The organism is Bacillus cereus group sp. MG16, from assembly GCF_040459875.1.
Taxonomy (GTDB): domain Bacteria; phylum Bacillota; class Bacilli; order Bacillales; family Bacillaceae_G; genus Bacillus_A; species Bacillus_A paranthracis.
The window spans coordinates 3,001,559-3,022,221 of sequence record NZ_JARVHE010000001.1 but is presented as its reverse complement, the minus strand read 5'-3'; the positions used below and the strand labels follow the sequence as shown (position 1 = coordinate 3,022,221).

The following is a 20,663-nucleotide window of genomic DNA, read 5'->3' as shown; positions in this document are numbered from 1 at the left end:
GAAAGAATGCTAACAGGTTATACAAAATGGCCAAAAGAATTTGCTGATCGTTATCGAGAGGAAGGGTGTTGGCTTGGGGAAACATTTGGCGGGATGTTAAGAGAGCGAGCTGAAAAATATGGCGATCAAATTGCAGTTGTAAGTGGTAATACGCATATTACGTATAGTGAGTTTGATAAAAAAGTAGATCGATTAGCTTCAGGGCTACTGAATTTAGGAATAAAGCAAGAGGATCGAGTTGTAATCCAGCTACCTAACGTTATTGAGTTTTTCGAAGTATGTTTTGCGCTATTTCGAATTGGGGCACTTCCTGTTTTTGCATTACCTTCACATCGAAGTAGTGAAATTAGTTATTTTTGTGAGTTTGGTGAGGCGAGTGCTTACGTTATTTCAGATAAAGCTCTCGGTTTTGATTATCGAAAACTAGCAAGAGAAGTGAAAGAGAAAGTGCCAACTTTACAACATGTAATTGTAGTGGGAGAAGAAGAAGAATTTGTGAACATAAGTGATTTATATATAGATCCCGTTCCATTACCAGAAGTTCAGCCGAGTGATGTTGCGTTTCTCCAATTATCAGGGGGGACAACAGGACTTTCTAAATTAATTCCTCGAACGCATGATGATTATATTTATAGTTTACGTGTTAGCGCTGAAATTTGTAATTTAAGTGCAAAGAGTGTCTATATGGCCGTTCTTCCAGTAGCACATAATTACCCGATGAGCTCTCCTGGAACATTTGGAACTTTCTATGCGGGTGGAAAAGTAGTGCTGGCAACTGGAGGTAGTCCAGATGAGGCATTTGCACTTATTGAAAAAGAAAAAGTTACGATTACTGCTCTCGTACCGCCATTAGCAATGATATGGCTTGATGCTGCATCTTCACGTAATAACGATTTATCGAGTCTAGAAGTGATTCAAGTAGGTGGCGCGAAATTTAGTGCTGAAGTTGCAAAACGTATACGCCCTACATTTGGATGTACATTACAGCAAGTGTTCGGTATGGCGGAAGGATTAGTGAACTATACAAGATTAGATGATCCGGAAGAAATTATTATTCATACACAAGGTAGACCAATGTCTACACTCGATGAAGTACGAGTTGTTGATGAAAATGACAACGATGTAAAACCTGGCGAAGTAGGTAGTTTATTAACACGAGGTCCATATACAATTCGTGGTTACTATAAAGCCGAAGAGCATAATGCACGATCATTTACAAAGGATGGATTTTATCGCACAGGTGATCTTGTAAAAGTAAATGAACAAGGATACATCATTGTAGAAGGAAGAGATAAAGATCAAATTAACCGTGGTGGTGAGAAAGTTGCTGCGGAAGAAGTTGAAAATCATCTATTAGCACACGATGCGGTCCATGACGTAGCAATTGTATCTATGCCTGACGATTATTTAGGTGAACGCACCTGTGCTTTTGTTATAGCTCGCGGACAAGTTCCAGCAGTAAGTGAATTAAAAATGTTTTTAAGAGAACGTGGTATAGCGGCTTATAAAATTCCAGATCGAATTGAATTTATTGAATCATTCCCGCAAACAGGCGTTGGAAAGGTAAGCAAAAAAGAATTACGTAAAGTCATTGCTGAAAAACTTATTACAGTAAAACAATAATAAAAACCGGAAGGAAGTGATTAGATGGCTATCCCATCTATTTCAGTATATAAAATGCCAATTGAATCAGAACTACCAAAAAATAAAGTGGATTGGAAACCAGATCCGAAACGTGCGGTTCTTCTAATCCATGACATGCAAGAATATTTTCTTGATGCATATAGCGATAAAGAGTCACCGAAAGTAGAACTCATTTCAAATATTAAGGTGATAAGAGAAAAATGTAAGGAACTTGGTATACCAGTTGTTTATACAGCTCAACCAGGTGGACAAACGTTAGAACAACGAGGGTTATTACAAGATTTTTGGGGGGACGGTATTCCTGCTGGACCAGATAAAAAGAAAATTGTCGATGAACTTACTCCTGATGAGGATGATATATTCTTAACAAAATGGAGATATAGTGCATTTAAAAAGACAAATCTATTAGAAATTTTAAACGAACAAGGAAGAGATCAACTCATTATTTGCGGTATTTATGCGCATATTGGCTGCCTTTTAACAGCTTGTGAAGCATTTATGGATGGAATTCAGCCGTTCTTTGTAGCGGATGCAGTTGCTGATTTTTCACTAGAACATCATAAACAAGCGTTGGAGTATGCGTCAAATAGATGTGCAGTAACGACATCAACTAACAGTTTGTTAACAGAGTTACAAGGTTTAAAAGATGATGATGAAATCACTTTACAAAAAGTACATGAACTAGTTGCACAATTACTTCGTGAACCAGTAGAGAGTGTTGGGACTGATGAAGATTTATTAAATAGAGGACTTGATTCGGTCAGAATTATGAGTTTAGTAGAGAAGTGGCGTCGCGAAGGAAAGGAGATTACTTTTGCGGATTTAGCAGAGAACCCAACGGTTGTTGATTGGCATCGCTTATTATCTCTGCAAACAGAACGTGTACTTTAATATAGACTACATAATAAAGGGGTAGTGAAGAATGCCTAATAGTCAAAAGGTTCGTCATTCGTTATCATCTGCGCAGTCTGGTATGTGGTTTGCGCAAAAATTAGATCCACTTAATCCAATTTATAATACTGGGGAATATGTAGAAATAAACGGAAATATTCATCAAGACATTTTTGAATTAGCTGTACGTAAAGTTGTAATGGAAGCAGAAGCACTTCATGTTCGCTTCGAAGAGGATGAAATTGGCCCATGGCAAGTTATTGAAGAATCACAGTTTCATATGCATTTTATTGACGTTCGTAAAGAAGAAAATCCTGAAGGGGCTGCTAAAGCATGGATGAAAAATGATTTATCTATGCCAGTCGATTTGAAAAAAGATACTTTATTTATTGAAGCACTTATTCAAGTTGAAAATAACCGTTTCTTTTGGTATCAGCGCATCCATCACATTGTGATGGATGGCTATGGATTTTCACTTCTTAGCCAAAAGGTAGCGAATGAGTATACATCACTTATAGAAGAAACAAACAAGAATGAAAAGACATTTGGTTCTCTTGCAAAAGTTGTGCAAGAAGATATGGAGTATCGTGAGTCTAAACAATTTCAGGAAGATCGTGCTTTTTGGTTAGAAAAATTTGCGGATGAACCAGAAGTTGTAAGTTTGGCAGAACGAGCACCGAGAACATCGAATGGATTTTTACGTGAAACAGCTTATTTATCTAGTTCTAGTACGAAAACTTTACTAGAAAATATCAATATTTCGTTAACAAGTTGGCCGGAATTCATTGTCGCTGTAACAAGTATTTATATGCATAAATTAACAGGTGAAAATGATATTGTTTTAGGTTTACCGATGATGGGGCGTCTAGGTTCTGCATCTATTCATACACCGAGTATGGTAATGAATTTAGTACCACTTCGTCTTACTGTAACTCCAAATATAACTCTCGTAGAATTATTACAGCAAGTTTCTAAAGAAATCCAAGATGTACGTCGCCATCATAAATACCGTCATGAGGAATTAAGAAGAGACTTAAAGTTATTAGGTGAAAATCAAAGATTATTTGGACCGTTAGTGAATGTTATGCCTTTTGATTACGGGCTTAACTTTGGTGGGAATCGTGGTATTACACATAATTTATCAGCAGGACCTGTCGATGATTTATCAATAAATGTATATAAACGTTTTGATCAAAATGAGCTAATGATTCATTTTGATGCGAATCCGGAAGTATATAATGGTGTGGAGCTAGCATTGCATAAAGAAAGATTTATGCAATTATTAGAATTAATGATAAATGCTTATCAAAAAGACGAGTCGATTGGAAAAATAAATATTACTCTTCCTGAAGAAAATCATAAAGTTTTATTGGAATGGAATGAAACGAAGGAAGACGATGAGTTAATCAGTCTACCTATATCATTTGAAAAACAAGTGCAAAAAACTCCAAATAAACTAGCGATTACTTGTGACGGTGTAAACTTTACGTATAAAGAGCTAAATGAACGAGCGAATGAACTAGCACATTATTTAGTAGAAGAAGGAATACGACCAAATCAGTTTGTAGCTTTAGTATTTCCAAGATCAATAGAAATGGTAACTAGTATGCTAGCAGTTTTAAAGGCTGGTGCAGCGTATTTACCAATAGATCCAGAATACCCAGCTGAGCGAATAAATTATATAGTAAATGATGCAAAACCAGTTTGTATCATAACGCATTCATCTGTTTCATCTAAGTTAGTTATAGAAAATGATATGAAAAAAATTGTATTAGATGACGAAGAAACGAAACTAGCATTACATACATATTCTCGCATGAATATAGAATGTAAGAATGATGTATCACTTTTAAACCCAGCCTATACAATATATACTTCAGGCTCAACGGGTAACCCAAAAGGTGTAATTGTTCCTATGAAAGCTTTAAGTAACTTTTTATTGGCCATGGACGATATGTTGTCATTACATGAAAATGATCATTTATTAGCAGTTACAACATTTGCGTTTGATATTTCTGCTCTAGAAATTTATTTACCTCTTATTAGTGGTGCAAGTTTAACAATTGCGCAAAAGGAAGACATTCAAGAGCCTTCTGCATTAACGACACTTTTACAGGAAGAAAGAGTGACCATTATGCAGGCTACACCGACGCTTTGGCAGGCGTTAGTAACTGATTATCCAGAGAAGCTACAAGGGCTAAACATACTAGTTGGTGGTGAAGCTCTTCCAGCGCATTTAGCAAATAAATTAAAAGAATTAGGTTGTTCATTAACTAATTTATATGGACCAACTGAAACAACGATTTGGTCTACCTTCATGAACATTGAAGAAAGTGAAAAGGGGATACCTCCTATCGGAAAGCCAATTTGCAATACAGAAGTGTATGTATTGGATGCAGGGTTACAACCAGTTCCACCTGGAGTTATTGGTGAATTATATATTGCAGGGGAAGGACTTGCAAGCGGATATTTAGGAAAACCAGAGTTAACAGCTGAACGGTTTGTTGCAAATCCTTATGGAAAACCAGGGCAGCGCATGTACCGTACAGGTGATCTAGTAAAATGGCGCAGTGATGGTGTTTTAGAGTACATGAACCGCGCAGATCATCAAATTAAAATTCGTGGTTTCCGAATTGAATTAGCTGAAATTGAAATGGTAATACAACGACATGAAAATGTTAAGCAAGCAGTGGTTATGGTACGAGAAGATCGTCCAAATGATAAACGAATCATTGCGTATATTGTTGCCGAAGAGAAGGAAACGATTCATCTTTCAGAAATTCGTTCTTATATTTCAGAAAGTTTAGCGAATTATATGGTGCCATCAGCATTTGTATTGCTAGAAGAATTACCATTAACGCCAAATGGAAAGGTTGATAGAAAGAAATTACCTGCTCCTGATTTTAATGGCATGAACAATGAGAGAGTTGCTAGAAATCCGAAAGAAGAAATATTATGTCATTTATTTGCAGAAGTACTTGGTGTTTCTCGCATTAGCATTGATGATAATTTCTTTGAAATGGGTGGACATTCGCTTCTTGCATCGCGTTTAATGGCAAGAATTCGTGAAACGTTAAGTGTCGAATTAGGAATTGGAAAACTATTTGAATCGCCAACTGTTGCTGAATTAGCGAAACAATTGGATCGAGCAAAAACTGCAAGACCAGCGATTAAGAAAGTAAGTAGGCCAAATGAAGTTCCACTTTCATTTGCACAGCGTAGATTATGGTTCTTACATTGTTTAGAAGGTCCAAGTCCTACTTATAATATTCCGTTAGTCATTCGTTTGTCTGGAAAGTTGAACGAGGGAGCATTACAAGGTGCCTTTTATGATGTAGTCGAGAAACATGAAACACTGAGAACAATTTTCCCTAACGTATTAGGTAGTTCCTATCAGGAAATTTTACATATGGAAAACTTAAATCTTGAAATGATTATAACAAATACATGTAAAAATGAATTAGAAAGTGTACTTGCGGAGGCGGTAAGATATAGCTTTAACCTCGATGTTGAACCAGCAGTTCGTATGCAACTATTTACAGTGAATGAAAACGAACATGTATTACTAATTCTATTGCATCATATTGTAGGGGATGGCTGGTCGTTACAACCGTTAACGAGAGATTTTACAGCGGCGTATAAAGCGCGATGTCAAGGGAACAAAGTACAGCTGGAGACACTTCCAGTTCAATACGCAGATTATGCACTTTGGCAACAGCAATTGTTAGGGGATGAAACTACACAAGAAAGTCTCATTTCAACACAATTAGATTTTTGGAAGAAAGAGTTAAAGGGATTACCAGATCAATTGGAGTTACCTACAGATTATCAGCGTCCAATGGAAACGAGTTACAGAGGAGAAACAATTCATTTTCATATAGATGCAGGTATGCATAGTAGGTTAGTAGAGCTCGCACGGAAAAACGGAGTTAGTTTGTTTATGGTATTGCAAGCAGGACTAAGTGCACTATTTACAAGATTAGGTGCAGGCACTGATATACCAATTGGAAGTCCGATTGCTGGAAGAAATGATGATGTACTTTCAGATATTGTTGGTTTATTTGTAAATACATTAGTGTTACGTACAAATACTTCAGGAGATCCAAGTTTTAAAGAATTATTAAATAGAGTGAAGCAGGCAAATCTTGCAGCTTATGAAAATCAAGATGTTCCATTTGAACGACTCGTTGAAGTGTTAAACCCGGTGCGTACTCGAAATAGTCATCCGCTATTTCAAGTTATGTTAGCTTTCCAAAATACGCCAGAAGCAATCTTTGATGTCCCGGATATAGAAGCGAGCCTTGAAATTCAAAGTGTTGGCTCTGCGAAGTTTGATTTAACATTTGAAATTAGTGAGAGTAACGGGGTTGATGGTACTCCGAACGGTTTACATGGATTACTAGAGTTTAGTACCGATTTATATAAACATGAAACGGTTCAAAAACTAATAGAACGATTCATTTTGTTATTAGATGATGCGGCGACAAATCCAGATCAATCCATTGGCAGATTAGAAATATTAACTTTAGCAGAGAAAAATACAGTGTTAGAAAAGTGGAATGGTGGTTTTCAAATTGCACCAGAAATGACATTGCCACAATTATTTGAAAAGCAGGTTCATATTAATCCAAATGCTATTGCTGTCGCCTTTGAAAATAAGAAATTAACTTATGAAGAGTTAAATAGAAAAGCAAATAAAATAGCTCGATTCCTAATAACAAAAGGAATTGGTCCTGATCAACTCGTTGCTTTAGCGATGCCAAGATCATTAAACATGGTTGTAAGCTTATTAGCTGTTCTTAAAGCTGGTGCTGGATACCTTCCGTTAGATCCAGATTACCCAGCAGACCGTATTTCGTTTATGCTACACGATGCGAAACCATCATGTGTTTTAACGAATTCAGAAGTGGAAATTGAATGTAATGAGGCACTAAAAGTTTTAGTTGATAATGTAAAAGTAATAGAAGAAATTGAGAAACATAGTGAAGACAATATTGATGAAATGGAGCGCGTGAAGCCATTAACTCCATCACATATTGCTTACGTTATTTATACATCAGGTTCAACAGGTAGACCGAAAGGCGTTATGATACCTCATCAAAATGTAGTAAGACTTTTAGGAGCAACTGATCATTGGTTCCAGTTTGATGGAAATGATGTGTGGACGATGTTCCATTCATATGCTTTTGATTTCTCGGTTTGGGAAATTTGGGGACCTTTATTATACGGAGGGCGTTTAGTTGTAGTTCCACATACTGTAAGTCGCTCGCCGAAAGAATTTTTACAGCTTCTTGTTAAAGAAAAGGTAACTGTTTTAAACCAAACTCCATCAGCGTTCTATCAATTGATGCAAGCAGATCGTGAAAATGAAGAGATTGGCCAACAATTATCTTTACGATATGTTATTTTTGGAGGTGAAGCACTTGAGCTAAGTCGATTAGAAGATTGGTATAGTCGACATCCTCATAACGCACCGAAGCTTATTAATATGTACGGTATTACTGAGACGACAGTACATGTTAGTTATATTGAGCTAGATGAGAGTACCGTTTCTTTACGAGCAAATAGTTTAATTGGGTGCAGTATACCTGACCTTAAAGTATACGTATTAGATCATTATTTACAACCAGTGCCACCTGGAGTAGTTGGAGAAATGTATGTTGCAGGTGCAGGGCTTGCTCGTGGATATTTAGGAAGGGCAGGTTTAACTGCAGAACGTTTTATTGCAGATCCATTTGGCAAGCCAGGTACAAGAATGTATCGTACTGGAGACTTAGCACGTTGGCGTCAAGATGGGACGCTAGATTATATAGGACGTGCAGATCATCAAATAAAAATTCGTGGATTCCGAATTGAATTAGGAGAAATAGAAGCGGTCATAATGAAACACCCTACAGTTGAGCAAGTAGCAGTTATTGTACGGGAAGATCAACCAGGGGATAAACGATTAGTTTCTTATATCGTCGCATCAAATAATGAAGCGATTGATACGAATGAAATGCGTCAGTTTGCTAGTGGTAGTTTACCAGATTATATGGTTCCATACGCTTTTGTAGTAGTAAATGAGTTCCCTTTAACTCCGAACGGTAAGTTAGATAGAAAGGTATTGCCAGCTCCAGAATTTATCGTATCATCTTCTAGTCGTGGACCAAGAACACCGCAAGAAGAAATGTTATGTGACTTGTTTACAGAAGTGCTAAGTGTACCTCAAATTGGAATTGATGACGGATTCTTTGATTTAGGTGGTCATTCACTCCTTGCAGTGCAGCTTATGAGCCGTATTAAAGAAGCACTTGGGATCGAATTAAATATCGGAACTTTATTTGCAGCACCTACTGTTGCAGGCCTTGCTGAAAGACTTGAAGTGGGAAATGGACACAGTGCACTCGATGTGTTGCTTCCGTTACGAGCAAGCGGAAACCAATTGCCACTATTTTGTGTACACCCAGCAGGTGGATTAAGTTGGTGCTATGCAGGACTTATGAAATCTTTAGGAACAGATTATCCAATCTATGGTGTACAAGCACGTGGTATCGCTAAAAATGAAGAACTTCCAAGAAGTTTAGAGGAAATGGCAGCGGATTATTTAAAACACGTTCGTGAAGTACAGCCTCACGGACCATATCGTTTACTCGGTTGGTCGCTCGGAGGAAATGTTGTGCATGCAATGGCAGCGCAACTACAAAATGAAGGGGAAGAAGTAGAATTACTCGTTATGCTAGATTCTTATCCTGGTCACTTCCTACCGAATACGGAAGCGCCTACTGAAGAGGAAGCATTAATCGCATTACTTGCTTTAGGCGGATATGACCCAGATAACATGGATGGTAAACCACTTACGATGGAAAGTGCAGTTGAAATCCTTCGTAAAGATGGAAGTGCATTAGCAAGTCTTGAAGAAGAGACTATATTGAACTTGAAAGAAACATATGTAAATTCGGTAGGATTATTAGGGAGATACGTACCGAAAGTTTATAATGGAGATATTTTATTCTTTAGATCTACTGTTATACCAGACTGGTTTGATCCTATTTCTCCAAATACGTGGCTAAATTATTTAGATGGGAAAATTGTGCAGCATGATATTGACTGTAGACATAAAGATCTATGTCAGCCAGGTCCACTTACGGAAATTGGACAAGTATTAGCGAAATATTTGCAGAATAAGAAAGGGGTAAGTAGAGTATGACGAATCCATTTGAAAACGATAATTACACATATAAAGTATTAATAAATGAGGAGGGCCAGTATTCTCTCTGGCCTGTCTTTCTTGATGTACCTATTGGATGGAATGTCGTACATGAAGAAGCTAGCAGGCACGATTGCTTACAATATGTTGAAAATACCTGGACAGATTTGAATCCAAAAAGTAATCAAGCTGGTGAAAACATAGTAGTAGGAAAACGATAATGAAAGCAAAAATAAATCCAAAAGTAGTTGTAAGCATCGTATATATAACAGCGATGTTTATGGCTGCCATGGATGCAACGATTGTAAATGTAGCACTACAAACGATAAGTAAGGAACTGCAAGTGCCACCATCTGCGATGGGGACAGTTAATGTTGGGTATTTAGTTAGCTTAGCTGTATTCCTTCCGATTTCTGGTTGGCTAGGAGATCGATTCGGTACGAAAAGGATATTTCTAACTGCTCTTTTCGTTTTTACAACCGCATCTGCGTTATGTGGGATAGCGAACGATATTACTTCATTGAATATTTTTCGTATTATTCAAGGTGCTGGTGGGGGGCTTTTAACACCAGTTGGGATGGCGATGTTATTCCGAACATTTTCACCAGAGGAAAGGCCGAAAATTTCTCGGTTTATTGTGTTGCCAATTGCTGTTGCACCGGCAGTAGGACCAATTATTGGGGGCTTTTTTGTAGATCAAATGTCTTGGCGCTCGGCATTTTATATTAATTTACCATTTGGAATTATGGCGTTACTATTCGGTCTTCTATTTTTAAAAGAGCATATTGAAAAATCAGCTGGTCGCTTTGATTACCTCGGTTTTGTTTTTTCAGCACCAGGGTTTGCGATGCTAATCTATGCGCTCAGTCAAGGGCCATCAAGAGGCTGGATTTCTACAGAGGTTATAAGTACTGGAATAGCTGGGATTGTATTTATTACACTGTTTATCATTGTAGAACTTAAAGTAAAGCAACCGATGCTAGATTTAAACTTATTAAAAGAACCAGTCTTTAGAAAAATGAGTCTTATTTCATTGTTTTCTTCAGCTGGTTTACTAGGAATGTTATTTGTTTTTCCGCTTATGTATCAAAATGTAATAGGGGTATCCGCACTGGAATCAGGCCTTACTACATTCCCAGAGGCCATTGGATTAATGATATCGTCACAGATCGTACCATGGTCATATAAGAAATTAGGAGCTCGTAAGGTAATTTCTATAGGGTTAATTTGTACGGCGATTATCTTTATTTTATTAAGTTTTGTAAATCACGATACGAACCCTTGGCAAATACGGGTATTATTGTTTGGCATAGGTATTTTCTTAGGCCAATCAGTTGGAGCAGTTCAATTTTCTGCATTTAACAATATAACGCCGCCTTCTATGGGGAGAGCAACTACTATATTTAATGTGCAAAATCGATTAGGTTCAGCTATAGGAGTTGCTGTTTTAGCTAGTATACTAGCCGGTTTTGGAAATAGCAGTGTACAACATAATACTCATTCAGATTTATTGCCATATCAAGCAGCATTAATTGGATCAGCAATATTTTTACTCGTAGCATTACTATTTTCTTTACGTATTTCTGATAAAGAGGTAATGTCAAAAAAGAAGAAAAAACCGTTACCTGTATTACAAAAAGAGAAAGAAATTGTCAATGAATAAGTTTGGTAATAGTATTTTGGAATTAATCTACATTGGGTATTTAGAAGGAGAGAGTTTACATGATAGAAAGTAAAGTTGTAGATTCTATACCAATTTTGAATGAGAATGATTGTCAAATATGGTGGGGAAGGATTTTGGATTTACAATCATGGCATTACAATTTACTAAATGATGTTGAACGAGAAAAAGCAAATTCATATCATCATTCGGCAGATCGTGCCCGTTTTATAATAGGCTGTGTAATTAGTAGATTAGTTCTAGGTAAAATGCTTTCTATGTCGCCGGTTCAAGTTCCAATTAATCGAATGTGCCCAGTATGTAAGCTACAACATGGTAGACCACAATTACCAGAGGGGATGCCGCAGTTATCGGTTTCACATTCGGGTGAGTGGGTTGTAGTTGCATTTACAAAGTCTGCACCTGTAGGCGTTGATGTTGAACAAATGAATCCAGATGTTGATGTTATGAAAATGGCAGAAGGCGTATTAACCGACATTGAAATAGCGCAAGTTATGAAGTTACCTAATGAACAAAAAATAGAAGGTTTTTTAACATATTGGACTAGAAAGGAAGCTGTGCTCAAAGCGACAGGTGAAGGTCTAATGATTCCACCAGTGGATATTACTATATCAGCTCCAAATGATCCTCCAAACTTGTTAGTTTTTCAGGATAGACAAGAGTTAGTAGAAAATACAGTGATGAGAGATTTAAGGCCAAGTGTAGATTATATAGCTTCAATTGCAATATGTAGTAAAGAAGTCACCGAAATCATACAGCTGGATGCAGTAGCGCTTTTAAATTATAAATAAGTTTAATAAAATATTTTATAGAAGAGGTGTTCCTCATGCTAGTAGCGGAAAATAGAACAAATGAATCCACTTATAATGTACAAGCAATTAAAAATATTTTATTTTCTGGAGATACATCATCTATTCATGCTTTAGAAAAGTTATTGAATGATACAGTTCAGTTTGATGTTTTAGAACAAGAGGTGCTGGATAGACAGTACATCCCGAAAGAAGCGAAGAACTTCTTTGATAAAAACGGAACATTTCTTTATCGTGTATCTCATGTTAGCTATAAAGGAAAAGTGTTATCTGAAAATCTCATTTTTGCGGATACCTCGTTTTTACCAAATACAATAAAGATGGAGCTAGAGAGTGGAAACATTCCAGTTGAAAAACTTATAGAAAAGATGGAAGTAAGAAGGAACGTATTATATGAAGGATATCAGCCTTCTGGGAATATTATTGAATTGTTCGATGGATGCTCTGTTTCGGCGCATGTGTATCCAACAAGAAAATATCAAATTGTAAGTAACTGCAGATGCATATTTTATATTTGCGAGGTGTATCATGCAGAAAATATAAAGCAATTACTAAATTAAAACAAGAAACCAGCCTATAAAATGGCTGGTTTCTTGTTTATTTCACAGCTTCTTTTAACTCTTTACCTGCTTTAAATGCAGGAACTTTACCAGCAGCGATTTGAATTTCTTCGCCGGTTTGTGGATTACGTCCTGTACGAGCAGATCTTTCACGCAATAGTGATAGGTAACGTTTTGTTTATGCAACTCCACGTTTTCCCCCACTTCACACCGTACGTGCGCCTTTCAGCGCATACGGCGTTCCATCGATGTAGATACAAATGTTTACCCTGTACATCGTCACCTTTGTACGGGCATTATAGATACTTCTCGTCGCACATTTTTACAACTATACCTATACAGTCATTGTTAATTCTTTTCTTAATTTGTTGACCTTTTTGCACTGGCTAGGATTTAGTTCCATAACTTGTACATTATTATGGACATATTTGTGGCATCGAAGACAAAGCGTTGTTAAGTTAGACACTTTGTTTACTAATTCTAAAGGTAATTTAGGTTTCTTGTGGTGGACTTCCACCGATTCAGGATAAACAAATGATTTACATACGGAGCATTTGGCTTTATCACGCTTTATGGCATACGGTCTGTTCATAAAGTACTCAAAGTTGTGCTTGTGATTGTTGTGGTTAGCATATAGGTTTAATTTTTCATAGTTAACCCATATGTCTTCGAGATGTAACTTTAGCCTTTTGTTATGAGCATCGTGCCAAAGGTCTCGTCCCGAAGGGGTGTAAGGTAGCCACGTTGGATTAAACAATCTAGCGTATTCAATCTTTGTGATTGCACATTTAGTTATACCCACGATAGTATCCTGATAAGTTTCAGCATATGTTTTGGAGTTGTACTTATCGTGCCTTACAGCCCTATTTGTAAGTTCACAACATTTGTAAATCTGTTTAGTATGGTTCTTACCATAGAGTTTTCTGAAACTCCCGTAAGTTGACTTAAACAGTATGTGGTCGATTTTGGAAAATGTCCGTTTGGACATAGCAATACTGTAATAGTTAGACAGTCCAATTATTTTAGAGTTGATTAGTTCAATCTTAGTGACTCTATGTTTGAGGTGTTTGGTCCTCCGTAATTGGGAAATATCTTTACTTATTTCGCTAACCTTGGGCAGTATTTTCTTCCAGTCAGGATAGACTTTTCCGACAATCTTACCATCCAAACGCTTCGGTTCGGCTTTGATTCGGAATCCAAGGAAGTGTAAGGGTTCCTCACGAGAATCCGTGATGACCGTCTTTTCTTCCGATAGTTCAAGGGAGAGTTGGTGTTTCATATACTTTCGTAACTTCGTGAGAAGTTTTTCTGCATACTCTTTTGTCTCCGTTAGGATTATCCAATCATCCGCGTACCTTACAAGATTCGTCTTGTAGTGTTTGGCAACAGATTTCTTTCGAAGGAATTGGTAATTCTTTTCCTCAACCGTTTTACCATTTCGTGTAGCAGCATAAGTGGTCACTGCCGAATGCGATTCCCATAAATCACTGACCATCCAGTCGAAGTTATTTAGGTAAACATTTGCTAACAAAGGGCTGATAATACCACCCTGTGGTGTGCCTTTGTCTGAGCTGATTATGTTTCCATTGTCAAGGATTTTAGATTTTAACATTTTCTTGATGAGGAAGAGGAATTGCTTGTCTTTTATCCCCATTTCCCACAATATCGCGAGTAGCTTATTATGGTTGATGTTGTCAAAATAACCCTTGATATCACCTTCGATGGCTATATAGGCTTTCGAGTTGATATTCTGAACTATTCTAGCGATTGCGTGTTCTGAACTTCTGTATGGTCTGAAACCATAACTGTGAGGATAGAACTTAGCCTCGCAATAAGGTTCGATAGCCATTCTTGCTATCTCTTGAATAATTCTATCAACTATGACAGGAATCCCTAGTGGTCTGAGTTTTCCTGTATTTCCTTTAGGAATATAGGTTCTTCTTACCGTGCTTGGATTATAGTTGTCGATTTGAGATTGTATTAGGTTGATAAGTTGTTTTCTATCCATTTGGAGATAGTCATTGATGGTTGTCCCATCTACTCCTGCGGTTTGAGAGCCGCGATTGGATTTGATGTTATGTATGGCTTTATCGATAACTGGTTCGGATTTCATGAACTCGGTTAGATTGTAGATGGGTTTTCCTTCTAAAGCCACCTGATACATTTTATCTTGGAATCCTAATAAATCTCTTTCGCCTGCGATTGTACGACCTTTGAACCCCATATCATCACTCCTATTAATAGTAGTTACTGATAGGTTAGCTGTTTGACTCGGACTTGCCTCGTATTGTCGTACGTCGATTTTCGCTATATTCTAACACCGACTAGTCCCCTTTGCTCCGGTATGTTTATATCCTTCATATAGAATTACTTCTATATTACTAATGGCATACCATCAACACTACTATGGGACACTGACTGCTTTCATCACCTTCATTGGTAATAGCATACCTCCTGTGATTACTTGCTCTCGACTGTTCCGCACTATCTTTCCTTATAAACTAAACTTAGGCTCCCTCTTTACGCCGTTAGGTCTGATTTGAGTTTAATACCACGAATTGTTCTCAAATTCCAGATCCATTTAAAGATTTGGATGATGAAATTATTGAAGAGAATTTCATCACACCTACTCTGTATCCCCTTTGTGACAAGGGGAGGTGGAACTATCGACGCTTCACGCAAGGGTTCGTCTCCTAGCCATATTTAGTTGTGGAGTCCCGCATCATTGTTACGTCCTCAAGACCTGAGGTCTTCTTATAATAGAAGAGCCACACGCAACGTGGATTACGACTTTACCTAGCTCCGCACAATCTGGTGTGCTATCACCTCGTCGCACGTAGGAGTATCAGACTCTTATCCTGGTTGTGATATTGGATAAGGGGTGTGTTTTCATTCACCCATAAGATTGGTGCAGTTAGGATTCAGGTTGAATCCCGCTTCATTTCCTAGTTTTCGGACTTGCGTCCTACCACCTGATTGTCATGAGTGACGTTTAGACAGCACTAGTTATTGAGCAACAGCCCGCACCTTCAAAAGTTCCAAAGCCGATTAATTGAACTTTATCGCCAGACTGTAATGCAGTAGCAATTGTGTCAAATACAGATTGTACAGCTGCAGAAGCATCCTTTTGAGAAATATCAGCTGATTGTGCGACATTTTTAATTAATTCTGTTTTGTTCATGTTTTCACCTCATAAAAAATTTTTTGTAATGAATGATTTAGTATAATAGATAGTAAAGATAAAGCTATTTATATTGTTAGAAAGAATGCTATATAGTTATGTTAATTTCGTTGCAGGAAACTGAATCCCTGCTAATAATTAGGGATTAATTAAGAAATGATGCATACAAAACGCTATAATATGAGGATGAGGGGGAGTATACGGATGATTTTTCGTGAAAAGGATGAGAAAGAAAGTACATTAATTCGTCAACATGATCATGGTTTTTTAGCTGGAGAGATTGCAAAGCATATAAAAGAAGATTTTTTTGAAGATGACACATATTTAAAAGAGACAATTGATGCAATATATGAGCATGATAGAGGATGGATAGAACTTGATAAAGTACCAATTTTAAATGATGCTAAAAATATCCCATATACATTTATGGATTGTCCAAGTTCATTACGTTTTGTCTTTTATACGATTGGTTTGAATGAAATTGAAGATTCCAATCCATACGGAGCATTACTTTGTAGTAAGCATTTTTTATCATTTCCATTAAATGAGGAAGATGAAGAGATGATGTCATTTTATACAGGGGAATTGGAACGACAAAAAAGAATATTGACGACGCTAACAAAAGAACAATTTGCGATGTTCGATAAACATTATAGATTATTAAAGTTTTGCGATGAACTTTCTTTATATGTCTGTATGAATAAACCGGGTGTAGAAAAGGAAGAGGAAATTGATTTGTTTAAAGATGGTTTTGAAGGAACAGAAATGTTTAATAGTAAGGAGGAGAAACCTATACAAGCTGAATGGGTGGACAAGGAAACAATTCGGATTACACCGTTTCCATTTCAAACGGAATTTCATACGTATGTAAAATATAAAACTATAAATAAACAAGAAATTGAAGAAAAAGGAATTGCAAAAGCTGATAGAGAATCAGAAATAAAGAAACAAACTATTCGTTTCATACAATAAGGAGGCGATTTCGATTGAAAGAGTACATGTTAAAACAAGTGGATTACCATGCTTGGGCTAATCTACGATTATTCAATCGACTAAAAGAATTACCAAACTATGAGACGATTTTTACTGAACAGATGCAGAGTGTATTTCCATCAATCAAGGATACGTTTGCCCATATTTATATTACAGATCAAGTGTGGTTACACATATTGCATGGTAAAAGTATGAATGAAGCAATACAAGGCCGAGAAGATTTACGAAAACAAATGGAAAACAAATCGTTACATGAATTAGAAAAAATGTTTGAAAACATGGCAGATCAATATAAAGACTTTTTAAGTACAATACAAGATGTGAATGCTGTATTTGTTATCGAGAATCCATATGTAGGAAAATTAGAAACTTCAATTTTAGAGTTAGTACAACATGTTGTAAATCATGGTACATATCATAGAGGAAATATAACAGCGATGATTCGTCAACTTGGTCATTCGTCGACAATGATGGATTTTGTTCTGTATTTACATATGGTTAAAAAGCAGGGAGAGTAATATAGTTTATAAGAAGGAGAGGCTTTAGTTGTAGAAGTCTCTCCTTCTATTTTATTCCGTATTAATGGTAAATCTACTGATTAAAGTTTTACTTTATTTCTTAAGAAGCTTTATTTTCTTGTAATTGCTTCGCATATTGTACAGCTTTATATGCATTGACTCTACCGTTTTTCCAGTACGTACCTGTACCAGTAATTTTATCAGAAGTTGACTCAATAATTTGGCGAATTTGTGTATTGCTATATCCTTGATTTGCTAAAAGAGCAGCAACTCCTGCGACATGAGGTGTTGCCATAGATGTACCACTTAATGATTGATACGTGCTTCCTTTATATGTGGAATATATATTTGAACCTGGTGCTGCAACATCAACCCAGCTACCATAAGTAGAAAATGAAGATTTCTTATCTGATTGATCTGTAGAAGCAACTGCAATCACTTCGCTGTAATAAGCAGGGTAATTAGCTTTTGTATTTCCAGCATTTCCAGCAGCTGCAACTATAACAGAGCCTTTATTCCATGCATATTGAACGGCTTGTTGTAATGCAGTACCACCATTTGGAGCTCCTAAACTTAAACTAATTACTTTTGCACCCGAATCAGCAGCTTCTCGAATACCTTGCGCTACAGCATCGAGAGTACCACTTCCTTGATTATCTAATACGCGAACAGCATAAATGGAAGTTTGTGGGGCAACACCAGCAATTCCGACGCTGTTATTCGTAAGTGCTCCAGTAATTCCAGCGCAATGTGTACCATGACCATTACCATCATCAGATGTATTGTCGTTATCAACATAATCATGCCCGTAAATTACTTTCGAAGCCAAATCAGGGTGTGAGCCTTGAACTCCTGTATCTATAATGGCTACTTTTACACCAGGATCACTTCGTTGGCTATCCCAAGCTTGTGGAGCTTGAATTTTTTGTAATCCATATTGATTTTTAAAATATGGATCGTTCGGAGTCCAAAAGGCGTGAACGTAATAATTCGGTTCTGCATATTCCACATCTGGATTATTTTTATAACTCTTTATTTTTTCTTTTACAGTACCTTTTGAAAATTGAACGACTTCAAAACCTAACTTATCATCTTTAGATAAGACATTAGCTCCGACAGATTTATGAAAAGATTGCACATTACTTAAAGATGCATTTTGCTTGAACTTAACGATTAATTGGTTAGGAACGTAATCAGTAGATGATGTTTCAGCGCTTGAAGTATTCGTGTTAAAGAAGAAACCACCAATAATAAATGACAAAACAGATAAGAAAACAATGATTTTGTTTTTCAAAAGATTTTTCCTCCCTTTTCTTGGATGAGTTTTTCAGCGACACTTTAATGTCGCATTCCTTTTCAACTATATAGTTAGACCATACGATTTATGATATTTATGTGAAAAACTTTTGGAGGAATAAAAAGGAGTAAACATTGATATAAATATATTTTTAATGATAGTAATAAAGTAAAAGAGGGGATGAAAAAAGGAATGCTCATCATGTATGAGTCATTCCTTTTTTCATAGATTAACTTGCCTGTTTTTTATTATTTTCTTTCAATTTCTCTGCTTGTAAAAAGCGATTCGTTTCAGCAACAACAATACCACTTAACCCAATAAGACCGATTAAGTTTGGAATCGCCATAAGTCCATTTGCAATATCCGCAAATGTCCATACGATGCCTAATTTTAAATTCGCACCAATAGCAATCATGACAATAAAGATTGCTTTATAATATTTAACAGCACTTTCTCCAAATAAATAAGCCACGCATTTCTCACCGTAATACGACCAACCTAAAATAGTAGAGTAGGCGAATAAAATAATTGCGATACCAAGAATCATACTACCAGCAGTACCGAATACAGATTGAAACGCAAGTGTTGTAGCTTCAACCCCAGTTTTACCAGACTTCCATGCACCTGTAGTAATTAATACTAGCCCTGTAATTGTACATACAATAAACGTATCTAGAAAAGTACCAGTCATTGAAACTAAAGCTTGCTTTGCAGGGGAATCAGTTTTTGCAGCCGCCGCGGCAATAGGGGCACTCCCTAAACCAGCTTCGTTCGCAAATACGCCGCGCGCCATTCCAATTTGAATAGCTGATGCAACTGTTGCACCGATAAAACCACCAGCAGCTGCAGTACCATTAAACGCACCAGAAAAAATAAGTGAAAATGCTTCAGGAATTTGATCGTAGTGATAGAAAATGATAATAAGACCAGCAATGATATAAAAGAAAGCTTTAATAGGAACAACATATCCTGTTACTTTCCCGATTTTTTTTACACCGCCTAAAATAACGATAGCGATTAAAAATGACATTACTATACCAGTTAAAGCAGGAGGGAAAGAGAAATTAATTCGCATTGCCTCTGCCACTGAATTAGATTGCACCATATTCCCGATACCGAAAGAAGCAGTTGTACCGAATATAGCGAATAAAACTGCAAGCCATTTCTTACCTAAACCACGTTCTAAATAGTACATGGGTCCACCTGAATATTCGCCATTTTCATTACTAACACGGTATTTCACCGCAAGAATTGCTTCGGCATACTTTGTTGCCATACCGAACAAAGCAGTAATCCACATCCAAAAGATGGCACCGGGTCCACCAATCGTCACAGCAGTTGCAACACCAGCTATATTTCCCATACCGATCGTTGCCGCCATAGCTGTCATAAGTGCTTGGAAGTGGCTAATATCTCCAGAGGAAGATGTATCTTCTGATTTTTTAAAAGCTAGTTTGTGAGCGTATAATAGTTTACTAAACTGTAAACCTTTTAAACGCACTGTGAGAATAATACCAGTACCAACGAGTAACAATAACGTTGGTAATCCCCACACATATTGATTGATTTGTTCTAATACTGTACTTACTGTCTCCATCTTTATTCTCCTTTTTTAGAAAAAATAAAAACCACTTCAAGTAAATGAAATGGTCTCTGGAGAAACAAGGGATAGAAAAATAAACCGATATAAATCGGCATTTTCTTTCGCTTGTCTCTGTCCTTTTACCTGAGAGATTATCCGCTATAGTAGCGGATTTGCTCCTTCGGTGCTCGTTTTCCTCCGCGCTATTTAAAGCGAGAGGGAGTCTCTCCAGAGATTCGTCCCCATGCAGTTCTACTTGTAAACAAGACCTGAGAGTTTCAAAGTTGGTTAACAACTTTTTGCCCCGTCGGTAGATCA

The 20,663-nt window shown here is 36.9% G+C and carries 12 protein-coding genes, 2 pseudogenes and 1 riboswitch; of the genes and pseudogenes, 9 read left to right on the top strand and 5 right to left on the bottom strand.

Annotation, left to right across the window (positions count from 1 at the left end; all coding sequences use genetic code 11):
• Nucleotides 1-6 precede the first annotated feature (6 nt).
• Genes QCI73_RS15595 through QCI73_RS15565 form a run of 7 tightly spaced genes read left to right on the top strand, consistent with a single transcriptional unit; the run spans nucleotide 7 to nucleotide 12,774 of the window.
• Entirely contained in the window at nucleotides 7-1,623 is a 1,617-nt protein-coding gene (locus QCI73_RS15595; RefSeq protein WP_353823299.1) for a (2,3-dihydroxybenzoyl)adenylate synthase, read from the top strand.
• Between the two features lie 24 nt (nucleotides 1,624-1,647).
• Nucleotides 1,648-2,535 (top strand): isochorismatase, encoded by an 888-nt coding sequence (dhbB, locus tag QCI73_RS15590; RefSeq protein ID WP_001007245.1) that lies wholly within the window; start codon nucleotides 1,648-1,650, stop codon nucleotides 2,533-2,535.
• Nucleotides 2,536-2,566: 31 nt separating this feature from the next.
• On the top strand, nucleotides 2,567-9,724 hold the full coding sequence (locus QCI73_RS15585) for an amino acid adenylation domain-containing protein (RefSeq protein ID WP_353823298.1): 7,158 nt from the start codon (nucleotides 2,567-2,569) through the stop codon (nucleotides 9,722-9,724).
• Nucleotides 9,721-9,945: an MbtH family protein gene (locus QCI73_RS15580; protein ID WP_353823297.1), complete on the top strand. Its 225-nt coding sequence runs from the start codon at nucleotides 9,721-9,723 to the stop codon at nucleotides 9,943-9,945. Before QCI73_RS15585 ends, QCI73_RS15580 begins: the two co-directional genes overlap by 4 nt.
• A complete protein-coding gene (locus tag QCI73_RS15575; protein WP_353823296.1) occupies nucleotides 9,945-11,387 on the top strand; it encodes an MDR family MFS transporter in 1,443 nt (480 codons plus the stop codon). Before QCI73_RS15580 ends, QCI73_RS15575 begins: the two co-directional genes overlap by 1 nt.
• Before the next feature lie 59 nt (nucleotides 11,388-11,446).
• Entirely contained in the window at nucleotides 11,447-12,196 is a 750-nt protein-coding gene (sfp, locus tag QCI73_RS15570; RefSeq protein ID WP_262726171.1) for a 4'-phosphopantetheinyl transferase Sfp, read from the top strand.
• 35 nt (nucleotides 12,197-12,231) lie between these two features.
• Nucleotides 12,232-12,774, top strand: coding sequence for a cold-shock protein (locus QCI73_RS15565; RefSeq protein ID WP_262726170.1), 543 nt, complete (start codon nucleotides 12,232-12,234; stop codon nucleotides 12,772-12,774).
• Between the two features lie 37 nt (nucleotides 12,775-12,811).
• On the opposite strand, the pseudogene QCI73_RS15560 reads toward QCI73_RS15565, so the two are convergent.
• From QCI73_RS15560 to QCI73_RS15550, 3 genes and pseudogenes are all read right to left on the bottom strand, one after another.
• A pseudogene (locus QCI73_RS15560) lies at nucleotides 12,812-12,931 on the bottom strand (HU family DNA-binding protein); the annotation flags it as partial.
• Nucleotides 12,932-13,108: 177 nt separating this feature from the next.
• Entirely contained in the window at nucleotides 13,109-14,998 is a 1,890-nt protein-coding gene (gene ltrA, locus QCI73_RS15555) for a group II intron reverse transcriptase/maturase (RefSeq protein WP_016098481.1), read from the bottom strand.
• 804 nt (nucleotides 14,999-15,802) lie between these two features.
• Nucleotides 15,803-15,955 (bottom strand): annotated as a pseudogene (locus tag QCI73_RS15550) (HU family DNA-binding protein); the annotation flags it as partial.
• A 204-nt stretch (nucleotides 15,956-16,159) separates the two neighbouring features.
• Here QCI73_RS15550 and QCI73_RS15545 point away from each other — a divergent pair.
• Entirely contained in the window at nucleotides 16,160-16,927 is a 768-nt protein-coding gene (locus QCI73_RS15545) for a DUF3891 family protein (protein ID WP_000577275.1), read from the top strand.
• A 14-nt stretch (nucleotides 16,928-16,941) separates the two neighbouring features.
• Nucleotides 16,942-17,466, top strand: coding sequence for a DinB family protein (locus tag QCI73_RS15540; protein ID WP_000666447.1), 525 nt, complete (start codon nucleotides 16,942-16,944; stop codon nucleotides 17,464-17,466).
• 100 nt (nucleotides 17,467-17,566) lie between these two features.
• Here QCI73_RS15540 and QCI73_RS15535 read toward each other — a convergent pair whose 3' ends face one another.
• Both QCI73_RS15535 and QCI73_RS15530 read right to left on the bottom strand, forming a co-directional pair.
• Nucleotides 17,567-18,760, bottom strand: coding sequence for a S8 family peptidase (locus QCI73_RS15535; protein ID WP_262726167.1), 1,194 nt, complete (start codon nucleotides 18,758-18,760; stop codon nucleotides 17,567-17,569).
• 232 nt (nucleotides 18,761-18,992) lie between these two features.
• The gene (locus QCI73_RS15530) at nucleotides 18,993-20,360 is read right to left on the bottom strand and encodes an alanine/glycine:cation symporter family protein (protein ID WP_353823295.1); all 1,368 of its coding nucleotides are present in this window, start codon (nucleotides 20,358-20,360) and stop codon (nucleotides 18,993-18,995) included.
• Nucleotides 20,361-20,467: 107 nt separating this feature from the next.
• Nucleotides 20,468-20,587: riboswitch (glycine riboswitch) on the bottom strand.
• Between the last annotated feature and the right edge of the window lie 76 nt (nucleotides 20,588-20,663).

What these genes read in the sequence shown, in the direction of transcription:
- QCI73_RS15565 (WP_262726170.1), top strand. Translation starts at nt 12,232, where the DNA reads ATGCTAGTAGCGGAAAATAGAACAAATGAATCCACTTATAATGTACAA.
- ltrA (WP_016098481.1), bottom strand. Translation starts at nt 14,998, where the DNA reads ATGGGGTTCAAAGGTCGTACAATCGCAGGCGAAAGAGATTTATTAGGA.
- QCI73_RS15585 (WP_353823298.1), top strand. Translation starts at nt 2,567, where the DNA reads ATGCCTAATAGTCAAAAGGTTCGTCATTCGTTATCATCTGCGCAGTCT.
- QCI73_RS15595 (WP_353823299.1), top strand. Translation starts at nt 7, where the DNA reads ATGCTAACAGGTTATACAAAATGGCCAAAAGAATTTGCTGATCGTTAT.
- QCI73_RS15545 (WP_000577275.1), top strand. Translation starts at nt 16,160, where the DNA reads ATGATTTTTCGTGAAAAGGATGAGAAAGAAAGTACATTAATTCGTCAA.
- sfp (WP_262726171.1), top strand. Translation starts at nt 11,447, where the DNA reads ATGATAGAAAGTAAAGTTGTAGATTCTATACCAATTTTGAATGAGAAT.
- QCI73_RS15575 (WP_353823296.1), top strand. Translation starts at nt 9,945, where the DNA reads ATGAAAGCAAAAATAAATCCAAAAGTAGTTGTAAGCATCGTATATATA.
- dhbB (WP_001007245.1), top strand. Translation starts at nt 1,648, where the DNA reads ATGGCTATCCCATCTATTTCAGTATATAAAATGCCAATTGAATCAGAA.
- QCI73_RS15530 (WP_353823295.1), bottom strand. Translation starts at nt 20,360, where the DNA reads ATGGAGACAGTAAGTACAGTATTAGAACAAATCAATCAATATGTGTGG.
- QCI73_RS15580 (WP_353823297.1), top strand. Translation starts at nt 9,721, where the DNA reads ATGACGAATCCATTTGAAAACGATAATTACACATATAAAGTATTAATA.